Raw genomic sequence first — 24,198 nt, forward strand, 5'->3', positions numbered from 1 at the left:
CCTTGGCCTCAAGGAGGCTCCGAAGGCGAGGTGAACCGATGCTCTCGTTACAATCTCCCGATTTCCACCATGGCGACGTGATCCCGATCGTGCATACCTGCGAGGGGAAGGACGTGCCGCCCGCGCTCTCCTGGTCGGGTATCCCCGGCGGCACGAGGAGCCTCGCGCTCATCGTCGACGACCCGGACGCGCCCGATCCACGCGCCCCCAAGACGACGTGGGTCCACTGGGTGCTCTACAACATCCCGCCCGACGCCGGCGGCCTGCCCGAGGGCGCGCGCAAGGCCGATCTGCCGACGGGCACGCTCGAGGGAAGGAACGACTGGAAGCGCGCCGGTTACGGCGGCCCGTGCCCGCCGATCGGCAAGCACCGTTATTTCTTCAAGCTGTATGCGCTCGACACGGTGCTGCCCCCGCGGGGCGGGCTCACCAAGGTGGAGCTCGAGAAGGAGATGGAGGGACACGTGCTCGCGCGTGTCGATCTCGTCGGGACGTACCAGAAGAGGGGCGGCTCGTAGGAGCCGAGCACCGCCGGCCCCGGCTCGCTCTCGCCTTCGCGCGCTGCGGGCTCATCCGCGTCGTTCGACCCGCCGCGGCGTACCTCCGTACGCCACGCTCGCCTGCCTGGCGGATGAGCCCGTATCACGATTCTACACCTCGCCATGAGCGCGCCTTCGGCGCGCGCTCATTCGCACTTACAGACCGGGCGACCGTCATCGTCACAGTGGCACTGACACACTCCATCAGGACACGTGACGACCTTATCGCCCTTCGGGCAGGTGGCGACGCACGAGGCGACCGAGTCCCCCTCGTCGCCCGCCGCGACCTCGGCGTCGCTGGCCAGCGAAGGATCAGGCTCATTGGCCTCGACCAACGCCCCCGCTCTGCCGTCCACCGCCTCCGCGGCCGCGCCCCTCCAGAGCGCCGTGGAAGCGGGCAGCATCGACAACACGAACACCGATAACAGCGTACCGCGCATCTTCACTCCTCCTGGTCAGCGATGCTTCCATGACTGGGCATCATTGATGGGCAGGGGCCGAGGCACGCGGCGTGCCGAATGGCGCGGCCGGCGGCCGAGCTCGCGGCGCCGCGGCAGGTACGGGAGCGCTGCCCCGCGTGTGTCCGCGATGTTCGGACGGCGCAGCCAGCCCGGCTGCGCGGGTTGAGCTCGCCTGTCCTGCCGTATCATCACCACGCGCGGCGAGATCGTCGTTTCGAACGCGACAATCCGAGCAAAGGGTTGCGCGCGATGGTTTGCTCGAACACGCAAGCCGGCCGCGGGCGGAGCGCGCCGCCGAGCGGCCGCGGCCTCACGTTGGCGCGGCGAGAGGGCGCGGCGCGCGCTGGGCCAGCGGAGGACGCGGCTGGCACGACGAGTGCTCTTTGGTCAGGCAGCACACAGGGGCAGATGACCCGCGAGCTGGCTTGATGCTCCGAGTCCTGTGGAGCTGCTCGAACGCAGGGGCTCCGCTCGGCCGTCAAACGCAGCTGGCATGTCTGGCCTCTCTGACCATCAACCATCACGAGATCGAACGAAAGAGGAAGAACATGACACGAAAGATCATCACCGCGGTCGCTGGGTTGTCGTTGTTCGTCGGTGTGGCGATGGCGCAGGCGGCGACGCCCGCCACCTCGGGCCTGAAGGGTCGCTCAGTCCTCAACGCCAGCGCGAGCGCAGGGATCCCCGAGAAGGTGGCGTACTACAGCGGGTACCCTGGGGCCAACGTGGCCACCTCGACGAACATCGGCATCGCGGGCATCGCGATCGGGACCTCGGGGTCTGTCGCCCAGTCATCGGTCGCCCAGGCCGGCGGGTACGGCAACGTCGGTGTCGCGACGGCCAACGCAGGGGGCTTCCACGGCCGCGGCGGCCACGGCCGTGGCCACGGAGGCTGGAGGAGGATCGCGCTGAACGACGCGCCGGCGTCCGGTCAAGCCGACATCCTCTTCGACAACTAGCGTTCCGCCCGCCAGAGGTCCGGCCAGGGATGGCCGGACCTCTGCGCCGCTCCGCCGCGGCCTCGCGCGGGCAGACCTGGCTGGTTTCCTCGGGGCTCCGCCCCGCTCCGCACCCCGGCGGCCACAAGCGGCCCCGGCCGGCCCGCTGGGGCCGGAGCCTCCACGGACCGCGCGCGGCGCTCCGGCCGCGCGCGGCCTCCACTCCGACGACCCCGAACCCGGGATGGACGAAACCATGCGCCGTTTACTCCGTGTGCTCTCGACGTCCGCGCCCGCGCTGCTCGCCGCGGCGCTCTGCTTTCATTTCGCGATGACGCTGGCCTACCTGACGCCGCAGAACCCGCTCCAGCTCCGCTTCGCGCGGCTCATCAGCGGGTACATGAACCCGTTCTTCGAGCAGAACTGGCACCTCTTCGCCCCCGATCCCATCACCGACACGCGCCTCGTGATGGTCGCCTGCCGCCTGCACGAGCCGGACGGGAGCACGACCGAGACCGGGTGGACCGATATCACGACCCCCTACTGGGAATCCCACCTGGAGAACCGGCTCGGCCCCGCGACGCGCATCGGACGATCGGTGACGGGCGCGGCGCGCATGATCTACACCGTCGATCCGACGTCGCTGCAGATGGCAAAGAAGCTCGACCAGCAGCGCACGCGCGCGCAGGCGGGCGGAGGCGGCGCCGAGGCGCCCGATGCTCAGGTGGTCGACATGCTCAGGGACGAGGTGAAGAAGGAGCAGGACGCCGGCGTTCAGCTCGGCAAGAGCGTCCTGGAGCGGGCCGGCTCCGCGCACTGTGACAGCCTGTACGGCGCGGGCCGCACCGCCGCGGTGCGGTTGCGCCTGGCGGTGCTGAAATTCCCGCGCTTCTCCCGGCGCGACCTGCCCGACTCGAAGGGTGAATTGACGTACTTCGATTTCGACTGGGCTCCGTATCGACCGGTGGCGCCGCTGGGCGCGACGACCGAGGACAGACACCAGGCGCCCGTGGCCCTCCGGGCGGCGGCCGCGGAGGAGAGGTGACGCCATGCTGAGCAAGCTGAACGCACGCTGGCACCGCATCGTGGAGTTTGCGAGCCGAGAGCGCTGCCTGATCGGGGCCAGCCTCTTCCGGATCGTCGCCGGGCTGACCATCCTCCACCTCTACCTGGCCAACTACTTCCAGCGCCATTACCTCTACGGCCCCGAGGGGGTGTGGCCATTCGCGCGGTCGCTCGAGGAGGCCCACCGCACCGGCGCGTTCTCGATCTACCTGCTCAGCAGGTCGCCGCTCTACTTCGAGGTCGTCTTCCACCTCGCCATGCTGTTCGCGGCGCTGTGGGTGATCGGCTTCCGCACGCGGCTCATGTCGCTGCTCACGTATGTCGGGCTCTGGTCGTTGCATCAGCGGAACCCCGTTTTGCTCGACGGCGGCGACAACCTCGTCCGGCTCGCGCTGCTGTACGGCATCTTCGCCGAGCTTGGCGCGTACTTCTCGCTCGACGCAGACCGGCTCCGCGCGCAGCTGGAGCGCGGCGGGGAGCTCCAGCGGATCAAGGGGATGCTGCACAACGCGGCGATCCTCGCCTGCGCCGTCCAGGTGTGCCTGGTCTACGGGGTCGCGGGGCTCTACAAGGTGCAGGGGGAGCTGTGGCAGAACGGGACGGCCCTTTATTACATCACCCGCGTCGGCGAGTTCACGTGGCCCGGCCACAGCGACAGCCTCTCCCGCAGCGTGGCGGTGGTGACGGCGCTGACCTACGCGACGGTCGGGTTCCAGCTCAGCTTCCCGTTCCTGTTCGCCCTGAACCGGCACACACGCAGGCTCTCGCTCGCCGCGGCGTTCCTGTTCCACGCCGGGATCGCCGTCATGATGGGGCTCGGCACGTTCGCAGTATTCATGATCAGCGTCGAGCTGGCGCTCATCGCGGACGCGGAATACCGGGCGATCGGCGCGTTCGCCAGGCGGCTCGTGTCCTTCGAGGCGCCGTCGCTCCGGCGCCTCCTGCCCGCGCGCCGGATCCAGACGAAGTAGCGTGGAGCGGGCGCGCTCGAGCGCCCGCCCTATCTCCCCCCGGCCTCCCAGCGCTCCCCGCCCAGCCTCACCAGCCTTCCGCCACGCGGATCGCGATCTTGCCGATCGTGCGGCCCGACTCGATGGCGCGGTGCGCCTGCGAGAGCTCGCGCACCGGGCACCGGGCGAGCCGGGGTGCGAGATCAGCGCCGCTCGCGCCGCGGCTCGACGACGCGCCTGGCACGGAGGTTGATACCGCCGCTCGCCGTGGATGCCGAAACCCTCTCTCGGCCGCGTCCCGCCACCGGGCCGCACGTCGCGCCTGGCCACCTCGCCCTGCCGCTGCCCGATCGCTCGCTGCCCGGACGAGGCGGGCAGCGCGCCCTTCGCGCCCGGATCCACGAGGCGCGCGGGAGACGCCGTGCGCGCGCGTGATCTCGGCGTCGCGCCTGGCATCTTCGATCCGGGCCCGCTCGACGCGATCACGGACGTGGGCGGCGTGCGCGTCGGGCACGCGACGGTGATCGAGGGAGACGCGATCCGCACCGGCGTCACCGCCGTATTCCCCCACGGGGGGAACCTCTACCTCGATCGCGTCCCCGCGGCGATCCACGTGGGCAACGGGTTTGGCAAGCTCGTCGGCGCGACCCAGGTCCGCGAGCTGGGTGAGCTGGAGACTCCCATTCTCCTCACGACCACGCTTTGCGCGTTCCGGGCCGCCGACGCGCTCGTCGAATGGATGCTGGCTCAGCCGGGCATGGAGGAGGTGCGCTCGCTCAACCCGGTCGTCGGCGAGACCAACGACGGCGTGCTCAACGCGGTCCGGCTCCGTCCGATCACCGCCGAGCACGTGCGCGCGGCGCTCGGCTCGGCGCGGGAGGGGCCCACGCCGGAGGGGTGCGTCGGCGCGGGCACGGGCACCGTCGCGTTCGGATGGAAGGGGGGGATCGGCACCGCCTCGCGGGTGCTGCCGGCGTCGCTCGGCGGGGCCTGCGTCGGCGTGCTCGTCCAGTCGAACTTCGGCGGCGTGCTGCAGGTGATGGGCGCGCCCGTCGGCGAGGAGCTCGGCCGGTACGCTTTCCGGTCGCAGGTCGAGGCGGCGGCGGGGGACGGCTCCATCCTCATCCTCGTCGCGACGGACGCGCCGCTGTCGGATCGCAACCTCGGGCGGCTCGCTGCCCGCGCGATCCTGGGCCTCGCGCGCACGGGATCCTCCGGCGCGAACGGCTCCGGCGACTACGCGATCGCCTTCTCGACGAGCGCCTCGGTGCGGCGCCGCTCCGGCGCGAAGCGGCTCGCGTTCACGGAGCTCTCGAACCAGGAGACGTCCGCCCTCTTTCAGGCCGTGATCGAGGCGACGGAGGAGGCCATCTACAGCTCGCTCTTCACGGCCGAGACCACCACGGGGAGCGGTCGCACCGTGGAGGCCATTCCGCTGGATCGCGTCCGTGAGGTGCTGTCGAGGCACGGCGTCCAGCGGCCGCCCGGCCGCTCCCGCCCTGCATGACGCAAGAGGCCGCCGCGGGCGGGCCGGCGCGAGAGCTCGGCGCCGTTTCCCGTGGCGCAGCGAGGCGCTTTTGGCAACATCACGAGTCGACGGGGCGCCTCGGGGGCCGATCCGGCTTTGGACACCCTCCCTCTATGACCGACAGTCCACGTTACCGCGTGCTGGGGGTGCTGCACCAAGGTGCGGACACGATCCTCTACCGCGCGCGGCGCGAGGAGGACGGCCGGCCGGTGGTGCTCAAGGTCCTGCGGCGCGACCACGCGAGCCCCCGCGCCCTCGGCAAGCTCCAGCACGAGCTCGAGGTCGCGAGGGCACTGACGTCGCCCGCGGTCGTCAAGGCCTGCGGGATCGAGCCGTTCCGCGACCAGATGACGCTGGTCCTCGAGGACTTCGGCGGCCGGTCGCTCGACCGGTTGCCCGATGACGACGGGCCGATGCGCCCGATGTCGCTCGAGAGCTTCTTCCCCCTCGCCCTCCGACTCGCCGCCGCGCTCGCCGAGCTCCACCGACACCACGTCATCCACAAGGACATCAAGCCCCAGAACCTGCTCTACAACCCCGACACCGGCGAGGTGAAGATCACCGATCTCGGCATCGCCTCCCTCTCCACCCGCGGGGCACAGGAGCTCGCGCACGACGGGCTCATCGAGGGCACGCTCGCCTACATGGCGCCGGAGCAGACCGGCCGCATGAACCGCCGCGTCGACGAGCGGACCGATCTGTACTCCCTCGGCGTCACCTTCTACGAGATGCTGACTGGCACCCTGCCCTTCCAGGCCAGCGACCCCGTCGCGTGGGTCTACTGCCACATCGCCCAGGCGCCGCGGCCGCCTCACGCGCTCGTCCCCTCGATTCCACCCCAGCTCTCCGCCGTCGTCCTCAAGCTGCTCTCCAAGGCCGCCGAGGAGCGTTACCAGAGCGCCCTCGGCCTGCGCCACGACCTCGACACGTGCTTTTCCCAGCTGCGCCAGCGCGGCGCCATCGACCCCTTCCCGCTCGGGCTGCGCGACGTCTCCGATCGGTTCCAGATCCCGCAGCGGCTCTACGGCCGCGAGCGCGAGATCGAGGCGCTGCGCGCCGCGTTCGAGCGGGTGATCGCGAACGGCCGGCCAGAGCTCGTGCTCGTCTCGGGCTACTCGGGCATCGGCAAGTCCTCGCTCGTCGCCGAGCTGCACGGGCCCGTCGTGCGCGAGCGCGGCTCCTTCCTCTCCGGCAAGTTCGAGCAATTCAAGCGCGACGTCCCCTACCGCCCCCTCCTTCAGGCCTTCCGGGGCCTCGTGCAGGAGATCCTTGGCGCGAGCGAGGAGCAGGTCGAGCGCTGGCGAGAGCGCCTCCGCGAGGCCATCGGCGCGAGCGGCGGGCTGCTCACCGACATGCTCCCCGAGCTCGCCCTGCTCCTCGGCCCGCAACCGCCCGTGCCCGAGCTCCCGCCCGCCGAGGCCCAGAGCCGGCTGCTCGCCACGCTCCAGCGCTTCGTCGCCGCCTGCGCACGGAAGGAGCACCCCGTCGCCCTCTTCCTCGACGACCTGCAATGGGCCGACCCCGGTAGCCTCCTGCTCCTCGAGCAGCTCGCCACCCTCGCCGGCGACGCGCACCTGCTGCTGATCGGCGCTTATCGCGACAACGAGGTCGGCCCCGCGCACCCGCTCCGGCTCACGCTGACCGAGGTGCAGCAGCGCGGCGCCACCGTCTCCGAGCTCGTCCTCACGCCGCTCTCCGCCGCCCACGTCGGGGCGCTCGTCGCCGAGGCGGTCCACGCGCCCGAAGCAGAGGTCGAGCCGCTCTCGCAGCTCGTCCACGAGAAGACCGGCGGCAACCCCTTCTTCCTGCTCCAGTTCCTCATCACCCTGCACGACGAGGGGCTCATCACCTTTGATGCGGACGAGGGCGCATGGCGGTGGGACATCGCCGCCATCCGCGACAAGGGCTTCACCGACAACGTCGTCGAGCTGATGGCCGGCAAGCTGGAGCGGCTCTCGGTCCCGACGCGCGACGCGCTCAAGCTCGCCGCCTGCCTCGGCGGCAGCCTGACCCTCGACACCCTCGCGATCGTCGCGCGAAGGCCGGCGGAGGCCCTGCGCACGGCGCTCGAGGAGGCCGCGCGGGAGGGGCTGCTGCTCCGCCGGGACAGCGCCTATCGCTTCCTCCATGACCGGGTGCAGCAGGCCGCTTATTCGCTCATCCCGCCCGGGCAGCTCGCCGAGGTGCACCTCTGCATCGGCCAGCTGCTCTTGAAGGCGCAGCGCGCCGAAGAGCGCGAGGACGCGCTCTTCGACGTCGTGAGCCACCTCAACCGCGGCGCAGCGCTCCTCTGTTCCCAGGCCGAGCGCGACGAGCTCGCCGCCCTCAACCTCCGCGCCGGCAGGAAGGCCAAGGCCGCCGCCGCCTACCAGTCTGCCGACGCCCTCTTCGCCGCCGGCATGGCCCTCCTCGCGCAAGATCCCCGCGAGCGCTGGGAGACTCGGTACGATCTGGCCTATCCCCTGAGCCTCGAGCGCGCGCACGCCGCCTACGCCACCGGCAGCTCCGACGAGGCCGAGCGGCTCCTCGACGAGCTCCTGGGGCGCACGAGGAACGAGCTCGATCGCGCCGCGGTCGTCGAGCTTGCCGTGAGCTTCTACCAGACCCGAGGGCGGTCCGACCACGCCGTCGACCTCGCGCTCGCGTGGCTCCGCGCCTCGGATATCGATCTTCCGCTCCACCCCACCGACGCACAGGTCAAAGAAGAGACCGAGAGCCTCTGGCGAGCGCTGGGCGACCGGGCGATCGAGGACCTGCTCCGCCTGCCCCCCATGGAGCACCCGGAGTGCAAGGTCGTCATGGCCGTGCTGCAAAGCGTGGCCGGCCCCGCGATCTTCGTGGACCACGACCTGCACTACCTCATCGTCCTGCGCCAGGTGAAGCTCAGCCTGCGCTACGGCAACGCGGAGAGCTCCGCCCACGCGTACGCGGCCTTCGCGCGGATGTTCGGCCCGCGGTTCGGGCGATACCGCGAGGCCTACAAGTTCGGAAAGCTCGGCTACGACCTCGCGGACAGGAGCGAGCTCCTCACCGTGAAGTCGCTGGTATTCACCCTCTTCGGACAGCAAGTCGTCTTCTGGACACGCCACTACCGGGAGACGTACCCCTACACGCGCGCCGGGTTCAGCGCCGCGGTCGAGTCGGGCGATATGCGCATGGCGTGCTTCAACTGCGTCTGGGCCCCGCTGTTCCCGCTGCTCGCCGGCGAGCCGCTGGAGGACGTCCTCCACGAGGTCGAGGAGCGCAGCCGCTTCGTGCGCAAGGCCGGTTACGCGTTCGCCTACGGCGTGCTGGCCAGCGCCCACGCCGTCATCCAGACGCTGCGCGGGAGGCCGGTCCGCTTCTCCACGCTCGACGGCTCCGAGCTGGATCCGCCGGCCTTCGAGGCGCGGCTCGACGAGGGGGATATGCGGGGCGCCCGCGGCCTCCATTTCAGCATGAAGGCCCGGGCGCTCTTCGTGCTCGGCTCTTACGGAGAGGCGCTCGCCGCGGCGACGCGCGTGATCGTCGATCACCCCTTCAGGAGAGAGCCCTACGCGCTCATCGCCGAGAACTTCTATGTTCACGCGCTCTCGCTCGCGGCGCTCGTCGACGCCGACGGTCGCGCGCCCGAGCCGCCCAAGCCGCACGAAGCGCGGCGGTCGCCGGCGCAGGAGCTCCCCGAGGGCCTCCTCGACAGCGAGCGGCGGCTCGGCGAGTGGGCCGCGAGCTGCCCCGACAACTTCCTCCACAAACACGCCCTGATCCGCGCCGAGATCGCCCGGCTCCTCGGGCGCGAGCCCGAGGCCATCCGGCGCTACGAGCAGGCCATCTCCTCGGCGCGGGAGAACGGCTTCGTCCAGCACGAGGCCATCGCCTGCGAGCTCGCCGCCCGGTTCTACCGCGATCGCGGCCTGTCCACGCCCGAAGGCGCCTACCTGCGGGACGCGCGCGCCGCCTACTTCCGCTGGGGCGCGCACGCCAAGGTCGAGCAGCTCGACCAGCGGTATCCCTTCCTCGTCGAGCGAAAGCCGATCGCCCCCACCGTCACCTTCGCCGTACGCGCCGAGCAGTTCGACGTCCTCTCCATCGTCAAGGCCTCTCAGAGCATCTCGGGCGAGCTCAAGCTCCCGCGCCTGCTGGAGATGCTGCTGCGCATCGTGGTCGAGCACGCGGGCGCCGGAGAGGGGGTCGTGCTCCTGGTCCGGGAGGAGCGCCTGTCGACGGCGGCGGCGATCGCGGCGTCCAGTGGGGCGGCGCGGCTGCTCGACGCGGGCGAGGCGTCGGCGGCGCTGCCGCAATCCATTCTCAACTATGTCCTCCGCAGCCACGAGCGCGTGCTGCTCGACGACGCGGCGGCCAGGCACCCGTTCTCGGAGGACGCGTATTTCGGCCGCAAGAGGCCGAGATCGGTGCTGTGCCTCCCGATCATGCGGCAAACGCGGCTGCTCGGCGTGCTCTACCTGGAGAACGGGCTCGTGGCCGGGGCGTTCACCCCCGGGCGGCTCACCGTGCTCGAGCTGCTCACCTCGCAGTCGGCCATCTCGCTCGAGAACGCCATGCTCTATGCCGATATCGAGCAGGAGAACGCCGAGCGGCGGCGGGCGGAGCAGGCGCTGAAGGCCAACCAGGCGACGCTGCAGGCCATCGTCGACAACTCCGCCGCGACCATCTTCCTCAAGGATCGCGAAGGCCGGTATCTGCTCGCCAACCGCCACGCAGGCAACGCCGCCGGCGTGCCGAGCCATGAGCTCCTCGGAAAGACCGACGCCGAGCTCTCTCATGGTGCGAACGTCGAGGTCCTCCGAGACAACGACCGGCGGGTGCTCGACGCGGGCGAGCCGCTGGAGTTCGAGGAGGAGCTGATGATGAGAGAGGGCGAGCCGCGCATCTATCTGTCCCTCAAGTTCCCGCTCGGCGAGAGCGTCATGCCCGGCGTGGTCTGCGGCATCTGCACCGACATCACCGAGCGCAAGCGCGCCGAGCTGGCCGAGCGCTTCCTCGCCGAGGCGAGCCGCAAGCTCATGGCCCTCGGCTACGGCGCCACCCTCGAGAGCGTGGCGCAGCTCGCGTTGCCCGCGCTGGCGGACCGGTGCGTCATCGACGTGGACCTCGCCCAGGACGCCCCGGGGCGGGCGGTCACCGCGGGGATGCCGGCCGAGCTCGCGGGCGCGGTGACGGACGCGCTGCGGCCCCTTTCGGCGACGTCGCCGGACGGGCCCGAGATAGGCGACGTCCGCGCCGCACCTCTCCTCGATCCGCTCGGCGTTCACTCCTTCCTCCGCGTCCCGCTCCTCGCGCGCGACCGGCGCTTCGGGGTCATGACCCTGCTGGCGGCCGCGCCGCGGCACCGCTACGGCCCCGCCGACCTGTGGCTGGCCCAGGAGCTGGCGAGCCGCGCCGCGCTCGCCCTCGACAACAGCCGTCTGTTCGCCGAGGCCCAGCAGGCGATCGAGCGCCGCGACGAGTTCCTCCTCGTCGCATCCCACGAGCTCAAGACACCGCTCACCTCGCTCACGATGCAAGCCCACCTGCTCGCCCGGCTCCTGCCCCGCCTCCAGCGCGGGGAGGTCGCCCCGGAGCGCATCGACGCCGCGATCCAGCTCCTCAACCGACAGATCGCGCGCCTCGCCCACCTGGTCAACGAGCTGCTCGACGTCACCCGCCTCAACGCCGGCCAGCTGACCCTCGCGCGCGCGCCGGTCGATCTCGCGGCGCTGGCGCGCGAGGTCGTCGAGCGGATGCACCAGCAGCTCACCGACGCCCGCTGCCGCACCCAGCTCGAGCTGGACGAGCCCGTGATGGGACACTGGGATCCGTCTCGCATGGAGCAGGTCCTCATCAACCTCCTGTCCAACGCGATCAAATACGGCGCGGGAGGCCTCATTCACGTCGTCGTGCGCCGCGAGGGCGCTCGCGGCGTGCTCGTCGTCCGCGATCACGGCATGGGCATCGCCGAGGCCGATCAGGCCAGGATCTTCGAGCGCTTCGAGCGCGCCGTCTCCGTCCGCAACTTCGGCGGTCTCGGCCTCGGCCTCTACATCGTTCGATGGATCGTCACCTCCCACGGCGGCACCATCCGCGTCGAGAGCAGGCCGGGCGCCGGCGCCACGTTCATCGTCGAGCTGCCTTTGCGCCCGCCGGAGGCGGAGACGGAAGGCCAGGGCACCTTTCTCGCGCCAGCGTGAGCGTTCACCGGGGGCCGAGGCCGGCGCGGCTCCGCGCCGTTTGCTCGTGACGGGTCGCAGCGCTTTTGGCAATGTACCGAGTTGAACCGCAGCGCGGCGCCGACGTCCGTGACGTCCGGCGTTCAAAGATTCTCCTATGCCCCATAGTCCACGTTACCGCGTGCTGGAGGTGCTGCACCAAGGTGCGGACACGATCCTCTACCGCGCGCGGCGCGACGAGGATGGCCGGCCGGTGGTGCTCAAGGTCCTGCGGCGCGACCACGCCAGCCCCCGCGCCCTCGGCAGGCTCCAGCACGAGCTCGAGGTCGCGACGGCGCTCGCTTCGCCGGTCGTCGTCCGGGCCTACGGGATCGAGCCGTTCCGCGACCAGATGACGCTGGTCCTCGAGGACTTCGGCGGCCGCTCGCTCGACCGGTTGCTCGATGACGACGGGCCGATGCGCCCGATGCGCCCGATGTCGCTCGAGCGCTTCTTCCCCCTCGCCCTCCGACTCGCCGCCGCGCTCGCCGAGCTCCACCGACACCACGTCATCCACAAGGACATCAAGCCCCAGAACCTGCTCTACAACCCCGACACCGGCGAGGTGAAGATCACCGATCTCGGCATCGCCTCCCTCTCCACCCGCGGGGCACAGGAGCTCGCGCACGACGGGCTCATCGAGGGCACGCTCGCCTACATGGCGCCGGAGCAGACCGGCCGCATGAACCGCCGCGTCGACGAGCGGACCGACCTGTACTCCCTCGGCGTCACCTTCTACGAGCTTCTGACTGGCACCCTGCCCTTCCAGGCCAGCGACCCCGTCACGTGGGTCTACTGCCATATCGCCCAGGCGCCGCGGCCGCCTCACGCGCTCGTCCCCTCGATTCCACCCCAGCTCTCCGCCGTCGTCCTCAAGCTGCTCTCCAAGGCCGCCGAGGAGCGTTACCAGAGCGCCCTCGGCCTGCGCCACGACCTCGACACGTGCTTTTCCCAGCTGCGCCAGCGCGGCGCCATCGACCCCTTCCCGCTCGGGCTGCGCGACGTCTCCGATCGGTTCCAGATCCCGCAGCGGCTCTATGGCCGCGAGCGCGAGATCGAGACCCTGCGCGCCGCGTTCGAGCGGGTGGTCGCGAACGGCCGGCCAGAGCTCGTGCTCGTCTCGGGCTACTCGGGCATCGGCAAGTCCTCGCTCGTCGCCGAGCTGCACGGGCCCGTCGTGCGCGAGCGCGGCTCCTTCCTCTCCGGCAAGTTCGATCAGCTCAAGCGCGACGTCCCCTACCGCCCCCTCCTTCACGCCTTCCGGGGCCTCGTGCAGGAGATCCTTGGCGCGAGCGAGGAGCAGCTCGAGCGCTGGCGAGAGCGCCTCCGTGAGGCCCTCGGCCCGAGCGGCGGGCTGCTCACCGACATGCTCCCCGAGCTCGCCCTGCTCCTCGGCCCGCAACCGCCCGTGCCCGAGCTCCCGCCCGCCGAGGCCCAGAGCCGGCTGCTCGCCACGCTCCAGCGCTTCGTCGCCGCCTGCGCACGGAAGGAGCACCCCGTCGCCCTCTTCCTCGACGACCTGCAATGGGCCGACCCCGGTAGCCTCCTCTTGCTCGAGCAGCTCGCCACCCTCGCCGGCGACGCGCACCTGCTGCTGATCGGCGCTTATCGCGACAACGAGGTCGGCCCCGCGCACCCGCTCCGGCTCACGCTGACCGAGGTGCAGCAGCGCGGCGCCACCGTCTCCGAGCTCGTCCTCACGCCGCTCTCCGCCGCCCACGTCGGGGCGCTCGTCGCCGAGGCGGTCCACGCGCCCGAAGCAGAGGTCGAGCCGCTCTCACGGCTGGTGTACGAGAAGACCGGCGGCAACCCCTTCTTCCTGCTCCAGTTCCTCATCACCCTGCACGACGAGGGGCTCATCACCTTTGATGCGGACGAGGGCGCATGGCGGTGGGACATCGCCGCCATCCGCGACAAGGGCTTCACCGACAACGTCGTCGAGCTGATGGCCGGCAAGCTGGAGCGGCTCCCGGTCCCGACGCGCGACGCGCTCAAGCTCGCCGCCTGCCTCGGCGGCAGCCTGACCCTCGACACCCTCGCGGTGGTCGCGCGCCGTCCGGCGGAGGAGCTCCGCGAGGCGCTCGAGGAGGCCGTGCGGGAGGGGCTGCTGCTCCGCAGGGACAGCGCCTATCGCTTCCTCCATGACCGGGTGCAGCAGGCCGCTTATTCGCTCATCCCGCCTGGACAGCTCGCCGAGGTGCACCTCCGGATCGGTCAGCTGCTCTTGAAGGCGCAGCGCGCCGAAGAGCGCGAGGACGCGCTCTTCGACGTCGTGAGCCACCTCAACCGCGGCGCAGCGCTCCTCCGTTCTCAGGCCGAGCGCGACGAGCTCGCCGCCCTCAACCTCCGCGCCGGCAGGAAGGCCAAGGCCGCCGCGGCGTATGAATCTGCCGCCGCCCTCTTCGTTGCCGGCATGGCCCTCCTCGCGGGCGAGCCGCAGGAACGCTGGGAGACGCAGTACGCGCTGACCCACGCCCTGAGCTTCGAGCGAGCGCGCTGCGCGTACATCCTCGGCAACTTCGATGAAGCCGAGCGGCTGCTCGAGGAGCTCACGGATCGCTCGATGACCAAGATCGAGAGGGCCGCCGTCGTCGAGCTCGCCGTCGCCTTGCACGTGACCCGCGGGCAGAGCGCCCGCGCTGTGGAGATCGGCCTCTCCTTCCTGCGCTCTTACGACATCCATCTGCCAACACACCTCACCGACGCGCGCATCGACGAAGAGACCGAGAGCGTATGGAAGGCCCTGGGCGACCGGGCGATCGAGGGCCTCATCCACCTGCCCCCCATGACGCACCCGGAGATCAAGATCGCGATGAGCATCTTGAAGAGCGTGTCCGTCGCTGCGTATTTCGTGGACCAGAACCTGCATCACCTGGTCCTCGAGCGCATGGTCACGCTCAGCCTCCTCCATGGCAACGCCGAGAGCTCCGCCCATGCGTACACCGCCTTCGCGCGGGTGCTCGGCCCGCGGTTCGGGAGATACAAGGAGGCTTACCTGTTCGGCAAGCTCGGCTACGACCTCGCGGAGAGGAGCGAGGATCTCGCCGCGAAGCCCACCGTGTTCTTCCTGTTCGGGCAGCTGACCGTCTTCTGGACGCGCCATTACAGGGAGACCTACCCCTACAATCGCCTCGGCTTCAACGTCGCCGTGGAATGCGGCGATCTGAACAACGCGTGTTACCATTGCGTCTGGGCGTCGGTGTTCCCCCTGCTCTGCGGGGAGCCGCTGGAGGACGTCCTCCGCCTGACCGAGGAGCGCCTCGGCTTCGTGCGCAAGGCCGGCTACGCGTTCATCCATGGCATCCTCCTCAGCGTCCGGTACCTCATCCAGACGCTGCGCGGGAGGCCTGTCCATTACGCGATGCTGGACGGCTCCGAGCTGGATCAGGAGGCCTTCGAGGCGCGGCTTCCGCCGGGATCCGCGTACGGGGCTCATAGCTTGTACTACAGCCTGAAGGCGCAGGCGCTGTTCCTCCTCGGCTCTCCGAGGGAGGCGCTCGCGGCGTCGACCCGTGTCGTCGTCGATTACGACTGGAGGATGGACGCGGGCGCCGAGATCCCCGAGACCTTCTATGTTCACGCGCTCGCGGTCGCCGCGGTGTTCGACGACGCGCACGAGGCGCGCGACGCGGCGACCTCGCCAGAGCGGGAGCTCCCCGAAGGGCTCCTCGCGTGCGAGCGGCAGCTCGGCGTGTGGGCCGCGAGCTGCCCCGACAACTACCTCCACAAACACACGCTGGTCCGCGCCGAGATCGCCCGGCTCCTCGGGCGCGAGCCGGAGGCCATCCGGCTCTACGAGCAGGCCATCTCGTCGGCGCAAGAGGGCGGCTTCGTCCAGCACGAGGCCATCGCCTGCGAGCTCGCCGCCCGCTTCTACCTCGACCGCAGCCTGTCCACGCCCGCCGTCGCCCACCTGCAGCGGGCGCGCGCCGCCTACTTCCGCTGGGGCGCCCACGCCAAGGTCGAGCAGCTCGACCAGCGGTATCCCTTCCTCGTCGAGCGAAAGCCGATCGCCCCCACCGTCACCTTCGCCGTACGCGCCGAGCAGTTCGACGTCCTGTCCGTCGTCAAGGCCTCTCAGAGCATCTCCGGAGAGCTCAAGCTCCCCCGCCTGCTCGAGACGCTGCTGCGCATCGTGGTCGAGCACGCGGGCGCCGGAGAGGGGGTCGCGCTCCTGGTCCGGGAAGATCGCGTGTCGGCCGCGGCGGCGATCACCGCGTCGGGGAGCGCCGCGCGGCTGCTCGACGCGGGCGAGGCCCTGGCGGCGCTGCCGCAATCCATTCTCAACTATGTCCTCCGCAGCCACGAGCGTGTGCTGCTCGACGACGCTTCCGGGCGGCACCCGTTCTCAGAAGACGCGTATTTCGGCCGCAAGAGGCCGAGGTCGGTGCTGTGCCTCCCGATCGTGCGGCAAACGCGGCTGCTCGGGCTGCTTTACCTGGAGAACAACCTGGTCACCGGCGCGTTCACCCCAGGGCGGCTCACCGTGCTCGAGCTGCTCGCGTCGCAGTCGGCCATCTCGCTCGAGAACGCCATGCTCTATACCGACATCGAGCAGGAGAACGCCGAGCGGCGCCGGGCGGAGCGCGAGCTCCGCGAGAGCCAGGCCACGCTGCAGGCCATCGTCGACAACTCCGCCGCAGCCATCTACCTCAAGGATCGCGATGGCCAGCACCTGCTCGTCAACCGGCAGGTGTGCCGCGGCCTCGGCATCCCGACAGAGCAGATCCTCGGAAAGACGAGCGCCGAGCTCTTGCCTGCCGCCGCCACCGCGACCATCGACGAACACGACCGGCGGGTGCTCGACTCGGGCGAGCCGATGGAGTTCGAGGAGGAGGTGCTGATAGACGGCGAGCTGCGCACCTACCTGTCCGTCAAGTTCCCGCTCGGCGAGAGCGTCATGCCCGGCGTGGTCTGCGGCATCTCCACCGATATCACGGAGCGCAAGCGCGCCGAGCTCGCCGAACGCTTCCTGGCCGACGCGAGCCGCAGGCTGATGGCCCTCGGCTACGGCGCCACCCTCGAGAGCGTCGCGCAGCTCGCCGTGCCCGAGCTGGCCGACCGGTGCGTCATCGACGTGGACCTCGCCCAGGACACCCCGGGGCGGTCGGTCACCGCGGGCGTGCCGACCGAGCTGGCAGGCGCGGTGACGGACGCGCTGCGGCCCCTTTCGGCGAGCTCTCTGGATCACGCCGAGGAGGGCGACCTCCGCGCCGCGCCCCTCCTCGAGCCGCTCGGCGTTCACTCCTTCCTCCGCGTCCCGCTCCTCGCGCGCGACCGGCGCTTCGGCGTCATGACCCTGCTGGCGACCGCGCCACGGCGCCGCTACGGCCCCGCCGACCTGTGGCTGGCCCAGGAGCTGGCGAGCCGCGCCGCGCTCGCCCTCGACAACAGCCGTCTGTTCGCCGAGGCCCAGCAGGCGATCGAGCGCCGCGACGAGTTCCTCCTCGTCGCCTCCCACGAGCTCAAGACACCGCTCACCTCGCTCACGATGCAAGCCCACCTGCTCGCCCGGCTCCTGCCCCGCCTCCAGCGCGCCGAGGTCGCCCCGGAGCGCATCGACGCCGCTATCCAGCTCCTCAACCGACAGATCGCGCGCCTCGGCCACCTGGTCAATGAGCTGCTCGACGTCACCCGCCTCAACGCCGGCCAGCTGACCCTCGCGCGCGCGCCGGTCGATCTGGCGGCCCTGGCGCGCGATGTCGTCGAGCGGATGCACGAGCAGCTCACCGACGCCCGCTGCCGCACCCAGCTCGAGCTGGAAGGGCCCGTGGTGGGCAACTGGGACGCTTTCCGCATGGAGCAGATCCTCATCAACCTCCTGTCGAACGCGCTCAAGTATGGCGCGGGAGGCCCTATTCACGTCGTCGTGCGCCGCGAGGGCGCTCGCGGCGTGCTCATCATCCGCGATCACGGCATGGGCATCGCCGAGGCCGATCAGGCCAGGATCTTCGAGCGCTTCGAGCGCGCCGTCTCCGTCCGCAACTTCGGCGGCCTCGGCCTCGGCCTCTACATCGTGCGGTGGATCGTCACCTCCCACGGCGGCACCATCCGCGTCGAGAGCAAGCCGGGCGCGGGCGCTGCCTTCATCGTCGAGCTGCCTTTGCGCGCGCCGGACACGGAGACGGACGTCCAGGGCGCCTTCCTCCCGCAGGCGTAGGCACGCGCTGCGCGCTCACACCCCGACAGCTGCCTCAGCGGGCGCTGACGCACCGCCGTTTGCTCGTGACGGGTCGCAGTGCTTTTGGCAGTGTACCGAATTGAGCCGCAGCACGCCGCTGACGTCCGTGACGTCCGGCGTTCAAAGATCCTCCTATGCCCCATAGTCCACGTTACCGTGTGCTGGAGGTGCTGCACCAAGGTGCGGATACCATCCTCTACCGCGCGCGGCGCGAGGAGGACGGCCGACCGGTGGTGCTCAAGGTCCTGCGGCGCGACCACGCGAGCCCTCACGCCCTCGGCAGGCTCCAGCACGAGCTCGAGGTCGCCAGAGCGCTCGATACGGCGGTCATCGTCAGGCCCTACGCGATGGAATCGCTCGGCGACCAGGCCGCGCTGGTCCTGGAGGATTTCGGCGGCCGCTCGCTCGATCGGCTGCTCGATGGCGACGGGCCGACGCGCCCGATGTCGATCGAGCGCTTCCTCCCCCTCGCCCTGCGCCTCACCGGCGCGCTCGCCGAGCTCCACCGACACCACGTCATCCACAAGGACATCAAGCCCCAGAACCTGCTCTACAACCCCGACACCGGCGAGGTGAAGATCACCGATCTCGGCATCGCCTCCCTCTCCCCCCGCGAATCCCAGGACCTCGTCCACAACAGCCTCATCGAGGGGACGCTGGCCTACATGGCGCCGGAGCAAACGGGCCGGATGAACCGCTGGATCGACGAGCGGACCGACCTGTACTCCCTCGGCGTCACCTTCTACGAGATGCTGACTGGCACCCTGCCCTTCCACGCCAGCGATCCCGTCGCGTGGGTCTATTGCCATATCGCGCAGAGCCCGGTCCCGCCCCACGCGCTCGTGCCCTCGATTCCACCGGTCCTTTCCGAGGTCGTGCTCAAGCTGCTCTCCAAGGCCGCCGAGGAGCGCTACCAGAGCGCCCTCGGCCTGCGCCACGACCTCGACGCGTGCCTCGCGAGGTGGCGGGCGAGCGGCGATATTCAGCCCTTCGCGCTTGGTGAGCGCGATCTCTCGGACCGGTTTCGCGTCCCGCAGCGGCTCTACGGCCGCGAGCGCGAGGCCCTGGCGCTGCTCGCCGCGTTCGAGCGGGTGGTGGCGCAGGGTCGGCCCGAGCTCGTGCTCGTGTGCGGGTACTCGGGTATCGGCAAGTCGTCGCTCGTCGCCGAGCTGCACAGGCCCGTCATTCGCGAGCGCGGCTTCTTCGTCTGCGGCAAGTTCGATCAGACCGCGAGGGATGTCCCCTACCGTGCTTTCCTTCAGGCGTTCCGGGCGCTGTTTCAGGAGATCCTCGGCGCGAGCGAGGAGCAGGTCGAGCGCTGGAGAGAGCGCCTCCGGGAGGCCCTCGACCAGGACGGCAGGCTGCTCGCCGACGTGCTCCCCGAGATCGAGCGGCTCCTCGGCCCGCAGCCCCCCGTGCCCGAGCTCCCGCCCACCGAGGCCCAGAGCCGGCTGCACGCGGCGCTCCAGCGCTTCGTCGCCGCGTGCGCCCGGAAGGAGCACCCCATGGCGCTCTTCCTCGATGATCTCCAGTGGGCCGACGCAGCCAGCCTCCTCCTGCTCGAGCACCTCGCCACCCATGCCGGCGACGCGCACCTCCTGCTGATCGGCGCCTACCGGGACAATGAAGTGGGCCCAGCGCACCCGCTGCGGCTCACGCTGGCCGAGGCCCGACGACGCGGCGCCGCCGTCTCCGAGCTCGTCCTCGAGCCGCTCTCCGCCGCCCACGTCGGGGCGCTCGTCGCCGAGGCGGTCCACGCGCCCGAAGCAGAGGTCGAGCCGCTCTCGCAGCTCGTCCACCAGAAGACCGGCGGCAACCCGTTCTTCGTTCTCCAGTTCCTCATGGCCCTGCACGAAGAGGGGCTCATCGCCGTCGATGCAGAGCGGCGCATGTGGCGGTGGGATATCGCCGCGATCCGAGACAAAGGGTTCACCGACAACGTCGTCGAGCTGATGGCGGGCAAGCTGAACCGGCTCTCGGTCCCGACGCGCGACGCGCTCAAGCTCGCCGCGTGCCTCGGCAGCACCCTCGACCTCGACACCCTCGCGCGGCTAGCGCACCGCAGCCCGGCGGAGCTCCGCGACGCGCTCGAGGAGGCGGTCCGGGAGGGGCTGATCCTCCGCCAGGGAAACGGCTATCGATTTCTCCACGACCGGGTGCAGCAAGCCGCAACCTCGCTCATCCCGCCAGAGCAGCTGGCCGAGGTGCATCTCCGGATTGGCCAGCTCCTCTGCCGGGAGGGGCGCCCGGAGGAGGGCGACGAGGCGCTCTTCGACGCCGTCGGCCACCTCAACCGCGGCGCCGCGCTCCTCCGTTCCCGGGCCGAGCGGGACGAGGTGGCCGCGCTGAACCTCCGCGCCGGCAGGAAGGCCAAGGCCGCGGCGGCCTTCCAGTCCGCCGCCGCGCTCTTCGCCGCGGGCCTCTCCTTGCTCTCGCCGGACTCCTGGGAGACGCAGCACGAGCTGACCTATGGCCTCACCTTCGAGCGCGCGCACGTCGCCTACATCACCGGCGCCATCGACGACGCCGAGCGGATGCTCGAAGAGCTCGAGGATCGCGCGAGGACCAGGGGCGAGACGGCCGCCGTCGTCGAGCTCGTCATCACGCTGAAGGTCACCCGCGGGCAATACGCGCGCGCGGCGGAGATCGGGCTCGCGTGGCTCCGCACCCACGACATCGATCTTCCCTTCCTCCCCACCGACGCACAGCTCGAAGAGGAGACGAAGAGCGTCTGGCAGGCCCTGGGCGACCGGGCGATCGAGGACCTGATCCACCTGCCCCCCATGACGCACCCTGAGATCAAGGCCACGATGAGCGTGCTGCTGGGCGCTGGCATCCCCGCGGCCTTCGTGAATCCGAGCCTCCCCTTTCTCATCGTCCTGCGCATGGTCCAGCTCAGCCTGCGCCACGGCAACGCCGAGAGCTCCTCTCACGCCTACACCTCCTTCGCGAGGGTGCTCGGCCCGAAGCTCGGGCGATACCAGGAGGCCTATCGCTTCGGCAAGCTCGGCTGCGACCTCGCGGAGAGGAGCGGCCTCCTCACCACGAAAGCGATGGCGTTCACGATCTTCGGACAGCATGTCGTCTTCTGGACACGCCACTACCGAGAGACGACCCCGTACTCGCGCGCCGGCTTCAGCGCCGCGGTCGAGTCGGGCGATCTGAACCACGCGTGCTTCAACTGCATGTGGGACGCGCTGTTCCGGCTGCTCTCCGGCGAGCCGCTGGAGGACGTGCTTCACGAGGTCGAGGAGCGCCTCGGCTTCGTGCGCAGCGCCGGTCACCCGTTCGCCCACGGCGTCCTCCTCGGCGCGCGCGGCGTGGTCCAGACGCTGCGAGGGAGGCCGGCCCGCTTCTCGATGCTCGATGGATCCGAGCTGGATCCGCCGGCCTTCGAGGCGCGGCTCGGCGAGGGGGAGCTGCAAAACGTTCAAAGCTTCTATCACGAAATGAAGGCCCAGGCGCTCTTCGTGCTGGGCTCTCCCGGAGAGGCGATCGAGACGGCGGCCCGCGCGATGCTCGAGCATGGACACGGGGTCGTGCCGACCGCCCTCGTCGTCGAGAACTTCTATTATTCAGGGCTCGCGATCGCGGCGCTCGTCCACGTACCGCACGTGCCGCACGCACCGCACGCACCGCACGCGGAGCGGGATTCCCCGCGTGAGGTCCCCGAGCAGCTGCTCGACTGCGAGCGGCGGCTCGGCGAGTGGGCCAGGAACGGCCCCGACAACTTCCTCCACAAACACACGCTGGTCCGCGCCGAGATCGCCCGGCTCCGGGGGCACGAGCCGGAGGCCATCCGGCTGTACGAGCAGGCCATCGCGTCGGCGCAAGAGGGCGGCTTCGTCCAGCACGAGGCCATCGCCTGCGAGCTCGCAGCCCAGTTCTACCACGCGCGCGGCCTCGCCACGCCCGCCGACGCTTACCTGGAGAAGGCGCGCGCCGCCTATTTTCGCTGGGGGGCCCACGCCAAGGTGGATCAGCTCGACCAGCGCTATCCCCACCTCGCCCCGCGCAAGCCGATCGCGCCCACCGTCACGTTCGCCGTCCGGGCCGAGCAGTTCGACGTCCTCTCCGTCGTCAAGGCCTCTCAGAGCATCTCCGGAGAGCTCAATCTCCCGCGCCTCCTCGAGACGCTCTTGCGCATCGTGGTCGAACACGCGGGCGCCGAGGAGGGCTATGTGCTCCTGGTCCGGCAAGATCGCGTGTCGGCCGCGGCGGCGATCGCCGCTTCCGGCGGCGCGGCTCGGCTGCTCGACGCGGGCGAGGCGGGCGAGGCGGCGACCACCGAGCTGCCGCAGTCCATCCTCAATTACGTTCGGCGGAGCCACGAGCGCGTGCTGCTCGCCGACGCCTCCGCCAGACACCCGTTCTCGGAGGACGCGTATTTCGCGCGCAAGCGGCCGCGATCGGTGCTGTGTCTCCCGATCGTGCACCGGGCCCGGCTGCTCGGCCTGCTCTACCTGGAGAACAGGCTCATCACCGGGGCGTTCACCCCCGGGCGGCTCAGCGTGCTCGAGCTGCTCGCGTCGCAATCGGCCATCTCGCTCGAGAACGCCATGCTGTATGCCGAGGTCGAGCGGGAGAACACCGAGCGGCGGCGGGCAGAACAGGCGCTGAAGACCAACCAGGCGACCCTGCGGGCCATCGTCGACAACTCGGCCACGGCCATTTACGTCAAGGATCACGAAGGCCGGCTCCTGCTCGCCAACCGGCACGTGGGCGCCATCATGCGCATGCCGATCGAGGCGATCGTCGGAAAGACGGTCGCCGAGCTCTTGCGCTCTCCAGTCGCGGAGCCCCTGAACGACCACGACAGGAAGGTGCGCGAGGCGGGCGCGCCGATGGAGTGGGAGGAGGAGCTGCCGCTGGAGGACGGGCTGCACACCTTCCTCTCGCTCAAGTTCCCTCTCGGGGATGAGGTCATGCCCGGCGCGCTCTGCGGCATCTCCACCGACATCACCGAGCGCAAGCGCGCCGAGGTGGCCGAGCGCTTCCTCGCCGACGCGAGCCGCAAGCTCATGGCCCTCGGCTACAGCGCCACGCTCGACAGCGTCGCGCGGCTCGCCGTGCCCGAGCTGGCCGATCAGTGCGTCATCGACGGGGGCATCGCTGGCGGCGACCCGGGACACGCGGTCACGGCGGTCACCGCGGGCGTGCCGGACGACGTCGCAGGCGCGGTGATGGACGCGCTGCGGCCCCTGGCAGCCGCCTCGCCGGACCACCCCGAGGTGGGCGATGTCCGCGCCGCGCCTCTGCTCGAGCGGCTCGGCGTTCACTCCTTCCTCCGCGTCCCGCTCCTCGCGCGCGACCGGCGCTTCGGGGTCATGACGTTGCTGGGGACCGCGCCCCGACCCCGCTATGGCGTTTCCGACCTGCGGCTCGCCGAGGAGCTCGGGTTCCGTGCGGCGCTCGCCCTCGACAACAGCCGCCTGTTCGCCGAGGCCCAGCAGGCGATCGAGCGCCGGAACGAGTTCCTCCTCGTCGCCTCGCACGAGCTCAAGACCCCGCTCACCTCGCTCAAGATGCAGGCGCACCTGCTCGAGCGGCTGTTGCCCCGCTACCGGCGCGCGGAGATCTCGCCGGAGCGCATCGACGCCGCGCTCCAGGTCCTGAGCCGACAGATCGCGCGCCTCGCCCACCTGGTCAATGAGCTGCTCGACGTCACTCGACTGAACGCCGGCCAGCTGACCCTCTCGCGCGCGCCGTTCGATCTGGCGGCCCTGACGCGAGAGGTCGTCGAGCGGATGAGACAGCAGCTCGCGAGCGCGCGCTGCCGCGCCGAGCTCGATCTGGAAGGGCCCGTGGTCGGGGACTGGGATGCTTCTCGGATGGAGCAGGTCCTCATCAACCTGCTCTCCAACGCGATCAAGTACGGCGCAGGCGCCCCCGTTCACGTCGTCGTGCGCGGCGAGGGCGACCGCGCGCGGCTCGTCGTCCGCGATCACGGCATGGGCATCGCTGAGGCCGATCAGGCCAGGATCTTCGAGCGCTTCGAGCGCGCCGTCTCCGTCCGCAACTTCGGCGGTCTCGGACTCGGCCTCTACATCGTGCGGTGGATCGTCACCTCCCATGGCGGCGCCATCCGCGTCGAGAGCAAGCCGGGCGCGGGCGCCACGTTCGTCGTCGAGCTGCCTTTGCATGCGGCGGAGACAGAGACGGACGGCCAGGATGCCCTGCTCCCGCAGGCGTAGGCGCGCGCTCCGCGCTGCGTGCTCGCTACCCGACTGCGCCTCAGCAGATCCTTTTCCGTCCCCGCTATCGCTGTGCATGGACGACGGCGTCGCCGCAGGCAAGCCCGCGCGAGAGCGCGGCTCCGTTTGCTCGTGACGAGGCGCACCGCTTTTGGCA

At 70.6% G+C, this 24,198-nt stretch carries 10 protein-coding genes; 8 read left to right on the forward strand and 2 right to left on the reverse strand.

Annotation, left to right across the window (positions count from 1 at the left end; translation table 11 throughout):
- Positions 1-38 precede the first annotated feature (38 nt).
- Complete coding sequence (locus WME97_RS29605) at positions 39-518, forward strand: YbhB/YbcL family Raf kinase inhibitor-like protein (RefSeq protein WP_437542319.1); 480 nt, start codon at positions 39-41, stop codon at positions 516-518.
- Between the two features lie 167 nt (positions 519-685).
- On the opposite strand, the gene WME97_RS29610 is transcribed toward WME97_RS29605, so the two are convergent.
- Positions 686-979, reverse strand: coding sequence for a hypothetical protein (locus WME97_RS29610; protein ID WP_437542320.1), 294 nt, complete (start codon positions 977-979; stop codon positions 686-688).
- Positions 980-1,548: 569 nt separating this feature from the next.
- Here WME97_RS29610 and WME97_RS29615 point away from each other — a divergent pair.
- The 3 genes from WME97_RS29615 to WME97_RS29625 all read left to right on the forward strand — a co-directional run bounded on the left by WME97_RS29615 (position 1,549) and on the right by WME97_RS29625 (position 3,974).
- On the forward strand, positions 1,549-1,959 hold the full coding sequence (locus WME97_RS29615; RefSeq protein WP_437542321.1) for a hypothetical protein: 411 nt from the start codon (positions 1,549-1,551) through the stop codon (positions 1,957-1,959).
- 235 nt (positions 1,960-2,194) lie between these two features.
- A complete protein-coding gene (locus WME97_RS29620) occupies positions 2,195-2,983 on the forward strand; it encodes a DUF5819 family protein (RefSeq protein ID WP_437542322.1) in 789 nt (262 codons plus the stop codon).
- Between the two features lie 4 nt (positions 2,984-2,987).
- On the forward strand, positions 2,988-3,974 hold the full coding sequence (locus tag WME97_RS29625; RefSeq protein ID WP_437542323.1) for an HTTM domain-containing protein: 987 nt from the start codon (positions 2,988-2,990) through the stop codon (positions 3,972-3,974).
- A 67-nt stretch (positions 3,975-4,041) separates the two neighbouring features.
- Here WME97_RS29625 and WME97_RS29630 read toward each other — a convergent pair whose 3' ends face one another.
- Positions 4,042-4,197 carry a hypothetical protein gene (locus WME97_RS29630; RefSeq protein ID WP_437542325.1) on the reverse strand — a complete coding sequence of 52 codons (156 nt, stop codon included), beginning with the start codon at positions 4,195-4,197 and terminating at the stop codon, positions 4,042-4,044.
- A 177-nt stretch (positions 4,198-4,374) separates the two neighbouring features.
- On the opposite strand from WME97_RS29630, the gene WME97_RS29635 reads away from it, so the two are divergent.
- The 4 genes from WME97_RS29635 to WME97_RS29650 all read left to right on the forward strand — a co-directional run bounded on the left by WME97_RS29635 (position 4,375) and on the right by WME97_RS29650 (position 24,041).
- Positions 4,375-5,460 carry a P1 family peptidase gene (locus tag WME97_RS29635; protein ID WP_437542326.1) on the forward strand — a complete coding sequence of 362 codons (1,086 nt, stop codon included), beginning with the start codon at positions 4,375-4,377 and terminating at the stop codon, positions 5,458-5,460.
- A gap of 134 nt (positions 5,461-5,594) precedes the next feature.
- Positions 5,595-11,648, forward strand: a complete 6,054-nt coding sequence (locus tag WME97_RS29640) for an AAA family ATPase (RefSeq protein WP_437542327.1) — start codon at positions 5,595-5,597, stop codon at positions 11,646-11,648.
- 136 nt (positions 11,649-11,784) lie between these two features.
- Positions 11,785-17,826 (forward strand): AAA family ATPase, encoded by a 6,042-nt coding sequence (locus WME97_RS29645; protein ID WP_437542328.1) that lies wholly within the window; start codon positions 11,785-11,787, stop codon positions 17,824-17,826.
- A 155-nt stretch (positions 17,827-17,981) separates the two neighbouring features.
- Positions 17,982-24,041 (forward strand): AAA family ATPase, encoded by a 6,060-nt coding sequence (locus WME97_RS29650; protein ID WP_437542329.1) that lies wholly within the window; start codon positions 17,982-17,984, stop codon positions 24,039-24,041.
- Positions 24,042-24,198: the final 157 nt, after the last annotated feature.

Origin of the sequence: Sorangium sp. So ce367 (assembly GCF_051520455.1) — a bacterium.
In the GTDB taxonomy this organism is placed as follows: domain Bacteria; phylum Myxococcota_A; class Polyangia; order Polyangiales; family Polyangiaceae; genus Sorangium; species Sorangium cellulosum_B.

Excerpts from the sequence above, each read along its gene's own strand:
- WME97_RS29605 (WP_437542319.1), top strand. The coding sequence starts at position 39 with ATGCTCTCGTTACAATCTCCCGATTTCCACCATGGCGACGTGATCCCG.
- WME97_RS29610 (WP_437542320.1), bottom strand. The coding sequence starts at position 979 with ATGCGCGGTACGCTGTTATCGGTGTTCGTGTTGTCGATGCTGCCCGCT.
- WME97_RS29615 (WP_437542321.1), top strand. The coding sequence starts at position 1,549 with ATGACACGAAAGATCATCACCGCGGTCGCTGGGTTGTCGTTGTTCGTC.
- WME97_RS29620 (WP_437542322.1), top strand. The coding sequence starts at position 2,195 with ATGCGCCGTTTACTCCGTGTGCTCTCGACGTCCGCGCCCGCGCTGCTC.
- WME97_RS29625 (WP_437542323.1), top strand. The coding sequence starts at position 2,988 with ATGCTGAGCAAGCTGAACGCACGCTGGCACCGCATCGTGGAGTTTGCG.
- WME97_RS29640 (WP_437542327.1), top strand. The coding sequence starts at position 5,595 with ATGACCGACAGTCCACGTTACCGCGTGCTGGGGGTGCTGCACCAAGGT.
- WME97_RS29645 (WP_437542328.1), top strand. The coding sequence starts at position 11,785 with ATGCCCCATAGTCCACGTTACCGCGTGCTGGAGGTGCTGCACCAAGGT.
- WME97_RS29650 (WP_437542329.1), top strand. The coding sequence starts at position 17,982 with ATGCCCCATAGTCCACGTTACCGTGTGCTGGAGGTGCTGCACCAAGGT.